At 65.4% G+C, this 13,864-nt stretch carries 12 protein-coding genes; 8 read left to right on the forward strand and 4 right to left on the reverse strand.

All coding sequences use genetic code 11. From position 1 onward, the window contains the following. Nucleotides 1-36: 36 nt before the first annotated feature. The 3 genes from ACP153_RS16385 to ACP153_RS16395 all read right to left on the reverse strand — a co-directional run bounded on the left by ACP153_RS16385 (nt 37) and on the right by ACP153_RS16395 (nt 3,182). Entirely contained in the window at nt 37-915 is an 879-nt protein-coding gene (locus ACP153_RS16385; RefSeq protein ID WP_424972097.1) for a carbohydrate ABC transporter permease, read from the reverse strand. Continuing rightward, nucleotides 912-1,808, reverse strand: a complete 897-nt coding sequence (locus tag ACP153_RS16390; protein ID WP_424972098.1) for a carbohydrate ABC transporter permease — start codon at nt 1,806-1,808, stop codon at nt 912-914. Before ACP153_RS16390 ends, ACP153_RS16385 begins: the two co-directional genes overlap by 4 nt. Before the next feature lie 108 nt (nt 1,809-1,916). Continuing rightward, the gene (locus ACP153_RS16395; protein WP_424972099.1) at nt 1,917-3,182 is read right to left on the reverse strand and encodes an extracellular solute-binding protein; all 1,266 of its coding nucleotides are present in this window, start codon (nt 3,180-3,182) and stop codon (nt 1,917-1,919) included. Nucleotides 3,183-3,296: 114 nt separating this feature from the next. Between ACP153_RS16395 and ACP153_RS16400 the strand changes: the two genes are divergently transcribed. From ACP153_RS16400 to ACP153_RS16420, 5 genes are all read left to right on the forward strand, one after another. Next, entirely contained in the window at nt 3,297-4,469 is a 1,173-nt protein-coding gene (locus ACP153_RS16400; RefSeq protein ID WP_424972100.1) for an ROK family transcriptional regulator, read from the forward strand. 12 nt (nt 4,470-4,481) lie between these two features. After that, nucleotides 4,482-6,827 (forward strand): PIG-L family deacetylase, encoded by a 2,346-nt coding sequence (locus ACP153_RS16405; protein ID WP_424972101.1) that lies wholly within the window; start codon nt 4,482-4,484, stop codon nt 6,825-6,827. Next, on the forward strand, nt 6,824-7,684 hold the full coding sequence (locus tag ACP153_RS16410; RefSeq protein WP_424972102.1) for a DMT family transporter: 861 nt from the start codon (nt 6,824-6,826) through the stop codon (nt 7,682-7,684). Before ACP153_RS16405 ends, ACP153_RS16410 begins: the two co-directional genes overlap by 4 nt. An 81-nt stretch (nt 7,685-7,765) precedes the next feature. Continuing rightward, entirely contained in the window at nt 7,766-8,407 is a 642-nt protein-coding gene (locus ACP153_RS16415) for a DUF3047 domain-containing protein (RefSeq protein ID WP_424972103.1), read from the forward strand. A 39-nt stretch (nt 8,408-8,446) separates the two neighbouring features. Further along, entirely contained in the window at nt 8,447-9,769 is a 1,323-nt protein-coding gene (locus tag ACP153_RS16420) for an ABC1 kinase family protein (protein ID WP_424972104.1), read from the forward strand. Here ACP153_RS16420 and ACP153_RS16425 read toward each other — a convergent pair. After that, on the reverse strand, nt 9,766-10,773 hold the full coding sequence (locus ACP153_RS16425; RefSeq protein ID WP_424972105.1) for a LacI family DNA-binding transcriptional regulator: 1,008 nt from the start codon (nt 10,771-10,773) through the stop codon (nt 9,766-9,768). The two genes, ACP153_RS16420 and ACP153_RS16425, sit on opposite strands and share 4 nt — an antisense overlap. Nucleotides 10,774-10,898: 125 nt before the next feature. Here ACP153_RS16425 and ACP153_RS16430 point away from each other — a divergent pair, with 125 nt between their 5' ends. From ACP153_RS16430 to ACP153_RS16440, 3 genes are all read left to right on the forward strand, one after another. Further along, entirely contained in the window at nt 10,899-11,855 is a 957-nt protein-coding gene (locus tag ACP153_RS16430) for a Bug family tripartite tricarboxylate transporter substrate binding protein (protein WP_424972106.1), read from the forward strand. A gap of 66 nt (nt 11,856-11,921) precedes the next feature. Continuing rightward, complete coding sequence (locus tag ACP153_RS16435) at nt 11,922-12,377, forward strand: tripartite tricarboxylate transporter TctB family protein (protein ID WP_424972107.1); 456 nt, start codon at nt 11,922-11,924, stop codon at nt 12,375-12,377. Further along, the gene (locus ACP153_RS16440) at nt 12,378-13,862 is read left to right on the forward strand and encodes a tripartite tricarboxylate transporter permease (RefSeq protein WP_424972108.1); all 1,485 of its coding nucleotides are present in this window, start codon (nt 12,378-12,380) and stop codon (nt 13,860-13,862) included. Nucleotides 13,863-13,864: the final 2 nt, after the last annotated feature.

The raw sequence follows: 13,864 nt of genomic DNA on the forward strand, positions 1-13,864 counted from the left end.
CCACTGGACCTTTCATCGGCTGCGCCGAACCACCGCTCACCCCTTCAGCCCCGCCATGACGACGCCACGGATGATGAAGCGTTGGAAGACAAGGAACACGATCAGCGTCGGGATGGTCGAGATCGCCGCCCCGGTCATGATCAGCTCCCATTGCACATCCGCTTCATCCCCGAAGCCCGACAGGCCCACGGGCAGCGTGTACATCTCCACCGAGTTGGTCACGATCAGCGGCCAGAGGAACGCGGTCCAGTTCCCGAGGAACACGAATATCGCCAGCGCCGCCAGTGCTGGCCGCACCAGAGGCATTGCCACAGTCCACCAGATCTGGAACTCGTTCAGCCCGTCGATCCGCGCGGCCTCAATGAAGTCATCCGGCACGCTCTCGAAGAACTGCTTCATCAGGAAGACGCCAAAGGCCGTCATCATGCCGGGGAACATAATTCCCCAATAGGTGTCCAGCCAACCGAGGCTCTGGCTCATCAGGTACCACGGGATCACCAGCATCTCGGTCGGGATCATCAGGGTCGACAGGATTGCGATGAAGACAAGCGTGCGGCCCGGAAACTTGAACTTGCAGAGCGTGTAGCCCACCAGACTGTCGAAAAAGAGGTTCGAGATCGTCGTCAGCACCGCGATGATCAGCGAGTTGATGAACCAGCCATAGAACCGCCCATCCTCCAGCACGAAAGTGTAGTTCTCGATCGTCGGCTCATCGGGGATGAGATTGACGTTATAGACCTCGTGAGGCCATTTCAGCGAGGTCGAGATCATGTAGACGATCGGCATGATCATCAGGATCCCGCCGATAAACAGGATCCACCAACGGATCACCTGCCCCATATTGCGCGGCTTCTTCGGCCCCTTGGCGTCGAGCGCCGTACTGGCGGTCGGGCGGATCTCCTCGAACGTGCTCATTTATCCGTCCTCAAGAGCCAGAGCTGAATCAGGCTCACCACCAGCAGGATCAGGAACAGCACCACGGTCTGCGCCGCCGCATACCCCATGTCGAAGCTGGAAAAGGCGGTCTCATAGATCATCAGGACCAGCGGCTTGGTGGAGTTCAGAGGCCCGCCCGGATTGTTCGTCGTCATGTTGAAAACATGGTCGAAGATCCGCAGGAACCCGATGGAGGAAAACACCACGATGAAGACGATGGTCGGCCTCAAAAGCGGAATTGTGATCTGTGTGAGCACGGTCCAACTGCTCACCCCGTCGATCTTCGCGGCCTCATAGTAAGAGGTCGGGATCGCCCGTAGGCCGGCCATGAAGATAATGATCTGAAATCCGAGCCCCGCCCAGACCGCCGGGGCCAGCACCGCCGGGAGCGCATTGGTGGTCGAGTTCAGAAACTCGATCTGTGCGATCCCCACAGAGGCCAAGAGGTTGTTGAAGAGCCCGATGGGCACCCCCTGATAGAACCAGCGCCAGACCCAGGCCATGGCCACGGCGCTTGTCATGAAGGGCAGGAAATAGAGCATGCGCAGGAAGCCATGGGCAAAGCGCAGCTTGTCCAGATGATAGGCCACCGCAAATGCGATCACGAGGCTCACGGGCGTGCCGATCAGCAGATAGAGGAACGTGTTCTTGAAGACCTTCCAGAAGACTGGATCGGCGATCAGTTTCTCGTAATTGTCCCACCCGGTCCAGGTCCGGTCCCCCAGCAGGTTCCATTCCTGAAACGAGATCAGAAAGGCATTGCCGGTCGGATAGAACCGGATGATCCCGTAAAACAGCACAGGGATGGCGAGGAAGATCCACGCCCAGACGATCTGCTTCTGTTTGATCGACAGGTTGGAATAGCCCGGCATAGGCGGCTCTCTGCAAGGGGTTCACCCACCCCGGGATCCCATTGGGCGGATCGTGGTGGTCCGGGGCGGGTCCGCACCGCCCGGCTCGCCCGGGCGGTGCCACCGATCTCAGTCGGCGTAGTAGTCGTCGAGGATCGCCTGCTCAGCCTCCGCCGCCGTGGCGAGACTGTCGGCAAGCGAGACATCCTGCAGGGTGATCCGTTCCACCATTTCGACCATGAGCTGACGTTGGGCGCTCTCATTGGCGAACTTGGTGGTGTTGGCATAGGCCAGCCCGCGGATGAACGGTCCGAAGGTCTCGTCGGCGGCATTCGCCTCAGTCATGCCCACCGAGGGTTTCGCGGGCAGTTCACCGACCACATCAAGCCAGACCTGCATCGCCTCATCTGAGGTGATGTATTGCATGAACTTCACCGAGGCATCGTATTTCGCACCCTCTGCCTTGGTCGTGATCGCGTTCACCCAATAGGATGAGTAGTTCGAGCGCGTCCCATCCGCCGTCGCCGGCAGTTCGGTCACACCCCATTTCAGCCCGCGCGTCTTGTTCAGCGAGCCGATCCGGAAGGACCCGTCAATATGCATACCTGCACGACCCGCCTTGAAGGCGGCCTGCGGCTCATCCATGAAACCAATCGCGCTCACAGCGTCATCGCCGGTAAAGAGATTGGTGTAGAACTCCAGCGCCTTCTGACCGGCCTCGCTGTTGTAATTCACCGTCTGGTAGTCGTTCAGATAAGGCTCCCCGCCCATCTGCCGGACCAGCACTTCGCGGAACCAGTGGTGATCCTGCGCGGTCATGCCCGCCGTGATCCCGACCTGGGTGATATTGCCCGCCCCATCGCGCTTGGTCAGCTTGGCCGCCGTCTCGACCAACTCGTCCAGCGTGGTGGGCGGCGCGTCGATGCCAGCCTCGTCAAAGAGCCGCTCGTTGTAAAAGAGCGCCAGCGAGCGCACCGCCGTCGGCAGGGCCCAGTAATTGTCACCCTCGCGCATGGCGGCAACCATGGGGAAGAACTCCGCCTCGATGGTCTCCGGCGGGAAATCCGCCGCAGGCAGCGGCTGGATCAGCTCTGCCTCCACATAGTCGTTCAGCCAGCCGTAAAAGAGCTGCACCACATCCGGACCCTCACCCGCAGGCACCGCCGCGGCGACCTTGGTGCGGTAATCCGCGTAAGGGAAATGGGTCATCGTCACGTCGATATCGGGATTGGCCGCCTCGAAGCTCTCGATCAGTTGCTCCATCGCCGTCACACGCGCATCGAAGAAATACTGCCAATACTCGATCTCGACCTTTTCGGCCTGCGCCGCCCCGGCAGCCAGCGCCAGAAGGCTGGTCATCCCGGCCAGGGTCAGCTTGCGAAATTCTGTCGTCATCTATCGTCTCCCTGATGGTGTCTCCTGGCCCGCAGCTGGCGCGCGCCCCGCACTGGGGGCGAGCTTAGGTCAAGTCACTTGAGCTATCAACTGATTTGACTTAATCCTGAGGACATGGCTCTGATCCCTCCCTCCCCCGGTGCCAATGCACCCCGGTCGCGCAGCCATAATCGGCATGTCATCCTCGGTCAGATCCAGGCCGCGGGTCCCATGGGGCGCGCGGCCCTCGCCCGCTCCACCGGGCTGAGCACCCAGGCCGTGAGCAATATCATCGCCGATCTGGAGACCGACGGCCTGCTGGAACCTTGCGGCGCGCGCACGGTCGGGCGAGGCCTGCCGGCGATGCAGTATCAGATCAATCCGGGCGGCGCCTACGCGCTGGGGATCGAGGTGCGCCAGACCGCCCTTGTCGGCGCGCTTCTGGATCTGGGCGGAGGGGTGCAGGCAACCCAGCGCATGTCCCTGACCGACACTTCGCCCGAGACCATTCTGCCCCTTGTGAAGAGCCTGAAACAGCGGCTTCTGGCGAGCTGCCCGCGCGCCACCCACAAGCTCTTGGGCGCGGGGCTTGTCATGCCCGGACCCTTTGGCGCGACGGGGCTCTCCGGGGCCTCGGCGGATCTGACGGGCTGGACGGATATGGATGTGCAGGGCGCGTTCGAGGCCACGCTGGACGGACCGGTCTTTGTTCAGAACGATGCCAATGCAGCGGCCATGGCGGAGCGGCTCGGCGGCATCGCCCAAGGGCTGCAGAACTTCGCCTATCTCTATTTCGGCGCGGGGCTCGGGCTGGGGCTCGTCGCCCATGGTCAACTCATCACCGGCGCCTTTGGCAATGCGGGCGAGATGGGCCAGATCCCCGTTATGACCCCGGAGGGCCCCAGCACGCTGGAGGCCTGCGCCAGTCGCAACGCGGTTCAAAGCCATCTGGCCAGCGCCGGCCTGCCCGGGGATGAGATCGAGCACCTCGCGCGCCATTACGCGGATGGAACCCCGGCGCTGCTCTCCTGGATCGACGGGGCCGCGGCGGCGCTGTCGCAGGTTCTTCCCCTGCTGGAGAACCTGTTTGACCCCGAGACCATCCTGCTCGGTGGCGCCATGCCCGCCGAGATTGTCGAGGCCATGGTCGCACGGATCACCCTCCCGGAGATCTCGGTCGCCAACCGCCCCGACCGCCTGCACCCGCGTCTGCAGGTCGGCACCTGCGGGCGTCTGACCGCCACGCGCGGGGCCGCTGCCCTTGTGCTCAGCAACGCGCTCTCGCCGCAATTCAGCCTCTCCGCCTGAGGAACCGTCGCCATGCCGACCCCGGACCAGACCCGCATCGCCGCCCAGCGCGCCGTCCCCCGCATTGTCGCGCTCTGGCGCGCCCTACGCCCGCTGCAGACCACCGTCAGTTTCATGAATTCCGGCGCCCATCCGGATGATGAGATCTCGGATATGCTCGCCGCGCTCAGTTGGCGCGACGGGATCGACCTCAGCTATGTCTGCGCCAATCGCGGCGAAGGCGGGCAGAACGATATCGGGACCGAGGCGACCACCGCGCTCGGCACCCTGCGCACCGCCGAGATGGAGCGCGCGGCGGAGGTCCTGCCCCTGCGGCTCTACTGGCTGTCCGAACATCCCGAGGACGCGATCTTCGATTTCGGCTTCTCGAAATCCGGTGAAGAGACCCTGCGCAACTGGGGGCGCGAGCGCACTCTGCGCCGCTTCGTCGAGGTCATCCGGGCCGAGATGCCGGATATTCTCTGCACCACCTTTCTTAATGTGCCGGGCCAGCACGGTCATCACCGGGCCATGACCCAAGCCGCCCATGAGGTGTTCGATCTGGCCGCAGACCCGAGTTATGCCCCGGAGCTCGGTGCGCCCTGGGAAATCGCAAAGCTCTATCTGCCCGCCATGTCCGGCGCGGGGCAGGCCTATGACGATGATCTGCCGCCGCCGCCAGCCACCCTGACCGTCCCTGCCGCCGGAACCGATCCGGTGACCGGGTGGGACTATGCCCAGATCGGGCAGCAATCGCGCGCCTGTCACCGAACACAAGCCATGGGGCGTTGGGTGCCCAGCGGCGCGGGTCGCGACATTCCCTTGCATCTGGCCCAGCGGCGGACATCCGGGGCCGATGACACGGTGTCCGCAGGTCTGCCCGCAGCGCTGAACGCCCTCGACAGCGCGGCAAAGGCGGATCTGGCTGAGGCGGAGGCGCAGATCGCCCGGGCGATGGCCGCTTTCCCGGACCAGACCGTGATCCTGGAGGCGGCCACGGCGGCCCTCACGGCCCTGCGCCGGGCGGCGGAAGCTCGGAACCCGCCCCGCAGCGCCCACCGGATCGCGCGCAAGATTACCCAGCTTTCGACCCTGATCCGCATCGCGGCTGGGGTTGAGGTGCGGGGGCGTTGCGACACGGCTCTATTGAACCCGGGCGAGACGACCGATTGGGCGCTAGAGGCCTTTGCGGAGACCGCAGAGATCACGGTCACACCGCATCTGCCCCCGGATTGGAGCCAAACCGAAGCGGGCATAGGCCCGGACGCTGAGGCCGCGCCCTCCGACCCCTATCCGCCGATCTTCCTGCCCGACGCGCCCCCCGCCCCGGCCTTGCGCGTGGTGACCCGCGCGCTTGGGATCGAGAGCGAGAGTTTTCTGCCCTTCGAGACGCCTCCCCTCGTGCAGCCCGCGCGCAGCCTCGTCTGTGACGATACACGGATCGTCGTGAACCGCGCAGCGCCGCCAGAAACGATCGAGATCCCCCTGCACGACATCCGTCCCCATGGCGCGCAGGCCGGGATCACCCTGCCCGAGGGTTGGCAGGCGGAGCCGACGGCCACCGGTCTGCGCGTAGCTCTACCTGCGGATCTGACCGACAGGCTCTATCGCCTGCCCCTGACCCTCGACGGTGCGCCCGCCCATGAGAGCCAGCTCATCGCCTATGATCATACCGCGCCGCGGCTTCTTTCGCGACCTGCGGAGGTTCAGATCCGCGTGCTGGAGGCCACGCCCCATACCGGGCGGATCGGCTATATCGGCGGCGGCAATGATCGGGTCGATCATTGGCTGAGCGCTGTCGGGGCGGATGTTACCGCGCTGGAAGATCGCGAGCTTGGCGATGCCGCGGCACTCGCCCAATACGACACGCTGGTGATCGGGATTTTTGCGATCCGTATGCGGCCCGGTCTGGCCGAGGCGCTGCCCGCGATCCACCACTGGGTGGAGGAGGGCGGCACGTTGCTGACCCTCTATCACCGGCCTTGGGACAACTGGGACGCAAGCCGCACGGCGCCCCGTCCGCTGGAGATCGGGCAACCTTCCTTGCGCTGGCGGGTCACAGATGAGCGGGCGGAGGTCACCCATCTCGTCCCGGATCATCCTTGCCTGACCAGTCCGAACGTGATCGGCCCAGCCGATTGGGAGGGCTGGCACAAGGAGCGTGGGCTCTATTTCGCCAAGTCATGGGACGCGGCCTATACCCCGCTTCTGGAGATGGCTGACCCGGATGAGGCCCCCCATCGCGGCGCGCTTCTGGCGGCCGAGATCGGCGCGGGGCGGCATATCCATTGCGCCCTGATCCTGCATCACCAGATGGAGCGTCTGACCCAAGGCGCGTTCCGGTTGATGATGAACCTGACCGCGCCGCGCCCCCGGTGACGACGCCCGCCCAAGCCGCGCCCGCCAGTGACAACCGACGCGGGGGCGGGTGGCTTCTGGCGGATATGGCGCTCAACATCTGGGCGCTGTCCATCGTCAAGGCCATGGGGCTGGAGGTGCCCGCCGTCCAGCTCGTGCTGATCCGGGCAGGCGTCGGCCTGATCCTGATGCTGCCGTGGATCTGGCGTGACCGCGTGGCGTTTCGCGGGATCACGGAACTGCCGCTCCATGGGCTGCGCGTCGGGCTCTCGGCGCTGGCGCTGACCTGTTCCTTCTACGCAATCGCACGGGTGCCCTTCGCACTCTTCACGGCGATGAACTTCACCCGACCTCTGGTCCTGATGGCCATGGCGGCGCTGCTTTTGGCCGAACCGATCCGGCGGAGCCAATGGGTGGCCGGGCTCGTCTGCCTCTGCGGCGTTGGTATCGCGCTGCAACCCGGGGCGGTGGCCTATGACCCGGCGCTCTGGGCGCTGGCGGTGACGATCCTCGCGGGCACTGGTGCGGTGATCGTCACCCGGCGGTTGAAGGCCGCGCCGACGGTGGTGCTGATGACCTTCTACACAGCCGGGCTGACGCTTGTGCTGGCCCCGGTGGCCGCCTTTCAATGGACCCCGGTCGCGCCCGGGGACTGGCCGACCCTTCTGGCCATCGGCGCCTTCGCCCAGGCTGCGCAGTTCTGTTTCCTGCGGGCCCACAAGCTGGGAGAGGCCGGAATGCTCGCCATTCTCGGCTATCTCAGCCTCGTGCTGACCACGGCAGTCGGGTTCTTCGTCTTTGACGAGGTGCCGACCCTGTCGCTCCTTGCCGGATCCACCCTGATCGTCGCGGCGAGCCTCTGGGTCCGACTGCGCTAAGCGCCCATTGCAACAGAGCGTCACACAGGCGTGAGAGCCGTTGATTTGCCGGACGCATCCCGGCCCGCTAGCTCAGAGGGCATGACATATCGTGCCACACTCACCGCCCTCGCCCTTGCCCTGTCCACCCCGGCCTTTGCGGAGCCTGTGCCCTTTGACGGGTCCTGGCGCGAGCAGGGCTTCCTGCGCCTGTTCACGAATGACTTCGTGCAAAAGGGCGGATCGCTCGACGTGATCTCCAAGGGGACGGTCTCGCTCCTGTGGCGGGCCGTGCCGACCAGCGCGCGGGATGCGGGCAAGGCCTCCTGGCAATGGGCCGTGGCCGAGGGTGTGGGCGCAACGGATCTGCGCCGCAAGGGGGGCGATGACCGCAACCTCGCGCTCTATTTCGTCTTCACCGATGAGGGGACCGCCGCTTCGGTGAACCCGAACTCCGCGCGCAAGCTGCTCAAGGCACCGGGGACCCGGGCGCTGGTTTACGTCTGGGGTGGCGATCACGCCAAGAACGCCGTGCTGCCGAGCCCCTATCACCCGAGCCTTGTCACCATCGTCAAGCGCGGGCCGGGCACCGGTCAGTTCGCTGAAAATGTCGATCTGCGCGCGGATTATCGCAAGGCCTTTGGCGAGGAAGCCCCGGTGCTGATCGGGCTTGGCGTCTCCGCCGATAGTGACGACACGGACGGCAAGATCGCGGCCCGGGTCAGCAGCCTGCAGTTGAAGTAACCGCTGGCGGGGGAGCGACTGCGCCCTAGCTCGCCCCCCATGACCAAATATGTCCATGAACCGCGCGGGTTGCCCGTGCCTAACTCCCGCGCGTCGCGCATGGCGCGGCTCGGCGGGATGGCCGCGGGCGTCGCAGGCTCCATGGCGGTGGCGGGCGGGCGGCAGCTTCTGACCGGCAAGAGGCCCAGGCTCGAAGAGCTGCTCTTGACCCCCGGCAATGCCGCCCGGATCACAGCGCAACTTGCACAGATGCGTGGGGCGGCCATGAAGGTCGGTCAGCTCCTCAGCCTCGAAGCCGGAGATTTTCTGCCCACAGAGCTGGCCGAAGTCCTCGGTCATCTGCGGGCGGATGCGCATTTCATGCCGCCGCAACAGCTCGATCAGGTGCTCAAGCGGAACTGGGGGCCGGAGTATCGCCGGAAATTTGCGCGCTTCGATGTCCGCCCCGTGGCCGCCGCGAGCATCGGGCAGGTCCACCGGGCCCGAACCAAGGACGGGCGCGACGTGGCGCTCAAGATCCAGTATCCCGGCGTCCGCGACAGCATCGACAGCGACGTGCGCAATGTGGCGAGCCTCTTGCGCATGTCTGGCCTCGTCCCGAAGGAGATCGACCTCGCCCCCCTGATGGAGGAAGCGCGCCGCCAGCTCCATGAGGAGGCGGATTACGGGCGCGAGGCCGAGATGCTCGCCCGGTTCGGCGCGTTGCTGGAGGGGGATCCGGACTACCTCGTGCCCGCGGGTCAGCCGGATCTGACCACGCCCGACATCCTCGGGATGGCCTTTGTGGACAGCGTCGCGGTGGAGGATCTGACCGAGGCTGATGCGGAGACGCGGAACCGGGTCGTCTCGGGCCTGATCCGGCTGATGCTGCGGGAGCTCTTTGAGTTCGGCCTGATGCAGACCGACCCGAATTTCGCCAATTATCGCTACCAGCCCGAGAGCGGTCGTATCGTGCTGCTGGATTTCGGAGCATCGCGCGCCTTTGCCCCCGAACTGGTTGCCCAGTACCGCACCCTGATGCGCGCCGGGCTCTCCGGAAACCGCGCCGCGACCCGGGTCGCGATGGAGGATATCGGGTTTCTCGAGCCGGACACGGCCCCCAAACACCGCGAGCCGATCCTAGACATGGTCGAGCTGGCCATGGAGCCCCTGCACAGCCCGGACCCGACCGACTTTGCCACGACCCCGCTGGTGCGGGAGCTGCGGCAGGCCGGGATGGAGTTTGCCGAGGACTGGGATTTCTGGGTGATCCCGCCCATGGATGCGCTCTATCTCCAGCGCAAGATGGGCGGCATGTTTCTGTTGGCCGCCCGCCTGCGCGCCCAGATCGCGATTCGCCCTTTGTTAGAGCCTTATCTCTAGGTCGTCTCGCCCTCAATCAGGCGCAGTGGCAGCGTCGCTGGATCGGGCCGCGTGTCCCCCTCCAGCGCCGCGAGCAGGCTCTCTCCCGCCCTGCGCCCCACCTCGAAACGCGGGGTCTGGATCGTGGTAAGCCGCGGCGCGATCACCTGGCACATATCGAGCCCGTTGAACCCCGCAAGCGCCAGGTCGTCCGGCACGGACAGCCCCGCCCCCTGGCAGGCAAAGAGCGCGCCCAGCGCCAGATCGTCATTGGCAAAGACTACGGCGTCGAGATCCGGGGCCATGGCGCGCAGGGTCCCCACAGCCTCGGCCCCCACGGGCAGGGAAGACGGCTCGGGCGCGATATGCTGGACCAGCGGCGGCAGCCCTGCCGCCTCGATCGCGGCGGCAAGTGCGGCGAGCCGTTTGGCCGCACGCATGTCCCGCCCGCCCCAGGCGCCGACAAAGCCGATCCGGCGATAGCCCCGCGCGATCAGGTGTTGGGCCATCATCTCCCCCGCCGCGCGCTGGGAGATTCCGACCGCAAGATCAATCGGCTCCATATCCGTGTCGAGCATCTCGACCACCGGCCCGGAATGGCGCGACAGGAGCTTGCGCGCCCCTTCCGTATGCTCTGCCCCGCTCAGGATGACCGCCGACGGGGTCCAGGAGAGGAGATCGCGGAGGATCGTCTCCTCCGTGGCGATGTCATAGCCCGTCATGCCGAGGACCGGGCGGAACCGGCTGCCCTGCAGAGCGGCGTCGATCCCGTCGACAATGGGCGGGAACACATGGTTCGACATGGAGGGCACGATCACCGCGATCAGGTCGCTCGACTGGCCACGCAGGGAGCCCGCGATCCGGTTGCGGCTATAGCCGAGCTCGGACGCGGCGGCCTCGACCTTCGCGCGCAGATCCGCCGAGACATTGGCCGCGCCGCGCATCACCCGGGACGCCGAAATCAGGCTCACACCCGCCCGGGCGGCCACATGTTTCAGCGTCGGACGAGAGTCCCCATCGGGCACGGCAAGCTCCAGTTGCAATCGGTGGATGTGGGGAAGCATAGCCCTATAACAGGGTTATTGACAACGTTACCATATGCCGTGACAACGTTACCAATCGCAATAATGGCGATACCAGGGAGGAAGACATGAAGACTTTGACGCTCTCCGCGCTCCTGAGCGCGACCGTGGCCATGGTGGGAACAGCGGCGCTTGCCGACGACTTCCCGCAGCGGCCGATCAACCTGATTGCCCCGTTCAACGCGGGTGGCGGCACGGACCTGCTGCTGCGCGGCTTTGCTCCGCATTTCGCCGAAGCCATTGGCGGCGACGCGTTCGTGTCGAACATGGCCGGGGGCTCCGGCACTGTGGCGGCGGGCGCGCTGGCCGGGCAGCGGGCGGATGGCTACCAGCTGGGCTATTTCTCGATCACCGTCTCGACGATCCAGCCGCAGATCAAGGACGTCCCCTATGACGTGGACAGCTGGACGCCGATCTGCTCGGTCGCGGCCTCGCCGACGCTCCTGTTCACCACGGCCTCCAGCCCCTACACCACCATCGAAGAAGCTGTTGCGGCCATCGAGGCGGATCCGGGCAAGCTGATCTACGGCTCCTCGGGTCCGGGCGCGATGACCCACCTGACCACCGTGGCGGGTTTTGCCGGTCTGGGTGTGCTCGACAAGCTGAAGCACCTGCCCTTCCAGGGCTCCGGCCCCGCCGTGCAGGCCATGGCCGCAGGCACCATTCAGTTCTTCGGCGATACCGAGATCCTGATGACCCGCGGCGATTTCCGTCCGCTGATGGTCTTCAATGACGAACGGCTCGAGAACTACCCGGATGTGCCCACCGCCGCCGAGGCCGGGATCGAAGCGCCCCTGAACGAGCTCTATCTCTGGGGTGGCCTCTTTGCGCCCGCCGGTGTTGAGCCCGAGGTTGTCGCCAAGCTTGAGGCTGCCTGCGAGACGGCTGTGAACTCGGACGGGTTCCAGGAGTTCGCGACCAACACCTCCACCGTGATCAACTATCGCGGTTCCGAGGAGTTCGAAGCGTTCTTCCGGGCGCAATACGAGTCCAATGGCGCGCTGATCGAAGCCGCGGGCCTCTAAGACAAACGCAGTTGGCGCGTCCGGACCTCTCCGGGCGCGGCGCTTTCTTGCTCGGGGAGGGGCGGGATGACGCGTATGCTGACCGAAAGATCGGTCGTCTCAGTGATCTTGTTGCTGGTGGGGGCGGGGCTGATGCTCAGCACCTTCGGCCTGCAATTCGCGGATCTGGGCGGTGCGTTCAGCCCCATGTTCTTCCCCCGGATCGTGCTGATGATGTGGGTGGCGCTCGCCCTGCTCAACGTGATGAGCGACGTCATGGCCCAGAGCGCGTCGAAACCGATCCGGCTGGGCACGGTCGCGGTGATCTCGGTGGCCTTCGTGGCCTATGTGATCCTGCTGCCGAAGCTTGGGTTTTTCCTCTGCTCCGTACCGCTCGCCTTCGGGATGCTCTGGGTGCTGGAGGTGCGCAATCCGCTGGCCCTTGCGGGGATCTCCCTTGGGGTGCCCGGCGGGCTTGTGCTCCTGTTCAACCACATTCTGACCATGCCCCTGCCGGTCTCGCCATTTGTCTGGTGGCTCTGAATGGTTGAGCTTCTGCCCCAGGCCTTCGCCCTGCTTTTGTCGCCACAAGGGCTCCTCGTGCTGAGCCTCGGCACCATGCTGGGGATCATTCTTGGCGCCCTTCCGGGGATCGGCTCGACCGTGGCCGTGGCGATGATCCTGCCTTTCACCCTGACCATGGATCAGGCCCCGGCGATCCTACTGTTGCTGGCGATCTATGCGGGTTCAGTCTATGGCGGCTCGATCTCGGCCATCCTGATCAACACACCCGGGACACCGCAATCGGCAGCGACCTGCCTTGACGGGTTCCCCATGGCCCAGCGCGGCGAGGCCGGAAAGGCCCTTGGTTGGGCGACCATCGCCTCGGTCACCGGTGGCCTTGTATCGGCCATCGTTCTCATCTTCGCGGCACCTCAACTGGCCGCCTTTGCCCTGAATTTCGGACCGATCGAGACCTTTGCCCTCATCCTGCTGGGCCTGACGTGCATTGTCTCGGTTTCCGAAGGCAGCCTTGTGAAGGGCCTTATGGCGGGGATGTTGGGGATCTTTCTGTCGACGGTTGGCGGCGATCCGATCACGGGCGAGGCGCGCTTTACCTTCGGGCAGTTCCAGCTCATCGCAGGGTTCAACCTGCTGGCGGTGGTGATCGGGGTCTTTGCCCTGTCGGAAGTGCTGATCCGCGCCAGCTCCGGGCCGGACCCGGCGGGGATGCTGGTGGACTTCAAGGGGATCGTTCTGCCCAAGCTCGCGGAATGGAAGGGTCGAATCCGAGGCCTCGTGAAATCCGTGGCCATCGGCAATGGCGTGGGCATCCTGCCCGGCACGGGTGCTGCGACCGCCGCCTTCATCTCCTATGCCGAAGCGCGCCGCTCCGCCCCCACCAAGGACAATTTCGGCAAGGGGGAACCTGATGGCCTGATCGCCTCGGAATCCGCCAATAACGCGGTAACTGGCGGCGCGCTGGTACCGACCATGGCGCTCGGCATTCCCGGGGATGCGATCACGGCGGTGATGCTCGCGACCCTGACCCTGCATGGGGTGACGCCGGGCATCAGGCTGATGGAAGACAACCCGGTCCTCATGGCCTCGATCTTTGCCGGGTTCTTCGTGATCAACCTGATGCTGCTGCCGCTGGGCATGATGGTGTCGAAGATGGCCGCGCCGCTCCTGCGGATGCGCGAGGCCTATATGCTGATCGTGATCACGCTGCTCTGCACCGTGGGCGTCTTCTTCGTGCGCGGGAACCCGTTTGACCTGCTGGTGATGGCCGGGGCCGGGATCCTTGGCTTCATCCTGCGGCGGCAAGGCTACCCGATGGCGCCGCTGGTGATCGGCATGGTGCTGGGCCCGACGCTGGAGCTCAGCCTGCGGCAGGGGCTGATCATCACCGACGGCAATTTCGGGGCCTTCTTCACAGGCCACCCGATCGCGCTCGGCCTGACCATTGCGGCGGCGGGCATGCTCAGCCTGCCCCTGATCCGCGCGCTGCGGACTCGAAAGGACTAGGA

Origin of the sequence: Dinoroseobacter sp. S76 (assembly GCF_049801095.1) — a bacterium.
In the GTDB taxonomy this organism is placed as follows: Bacteria; Pseudomonadota; Alphaproteobacteria; order Rhodobacterales; family Rhodobacteraceae; genus Dinoroseobacter.

Bases quoted from the DNA above. Each gene is read 5' to 3' on its own strand.
- ACP153_RS16385 (WP_424972097.1), bottom strand. From the start codon at position 915: ATGAGCACGTTCGAGGAGATCCGCCCGACCGCCAGTACGGCGCTCGAC.
- ACP153_RS16390 (WP_424972098.1), bottom strand. From the start codon at position 1,808: ATGCCGGGCTATTCCAACCTGTCGATCAAACAGAAGCAGATCGTCTGG.
- ACP153_RS16395 (WP_424972099.1), bottom strand. From the start codon at position 3,182: ATGACGACAGAATTTCGCAAGCTGACCCTGGCCGGGATGACCAGCCTT.
- ACP153_RS16400 (WP_424972100.1), top strand. From the start codon at position 3,297: ATGGCTCTGATCCCTCCCTCCCCCGGTGCCAATGCACCCCGGTCGCGC.
- ACP153_RS16405 (WP_424972101.1), top strand. From the start codon at position 4,482: ATGCCGACCCCGGACCAGACCCGCATCGCCGCCCAGCGCGCCGTCCCC.
- ACP153_RS16415 (WP_424972103.1), top strand. From the start codon at position 7,766: ATGACATATCGTGCCACACTCACCGCCCTCGCCCTTGCCCTGTCCACC.
- ACP153_RS16420 (WP_424972104.1), top strand. From the start codon at position 8,447: ATGACCAAATATGTCCATGAACCGCGCGGGTTGCCCGTGCCTAACTCC.
- ACP153_RS16430 (WP_424972106.1), top strand. From the start codon at position 10,899: ATGAAGACTTTGACGCTCTCCGCGCTCCTGAGCGCGACCGTGGCCATG.
- ACP153_RS16435 (WP_424972107.1), top strand. From the start codon at position 11,922: ATGACGCGTATGCTGACCGAAAGATCGGTCGTCTCAGTGATCTTGTTG.
- ACP153_RS16440 (WP_424972108.1), top strand. From the start codon at position 12,378: ATGGTTGAGCTTCTGCCCCAGGCCTTCGCCCTGCTTTTGTCGCCACAA.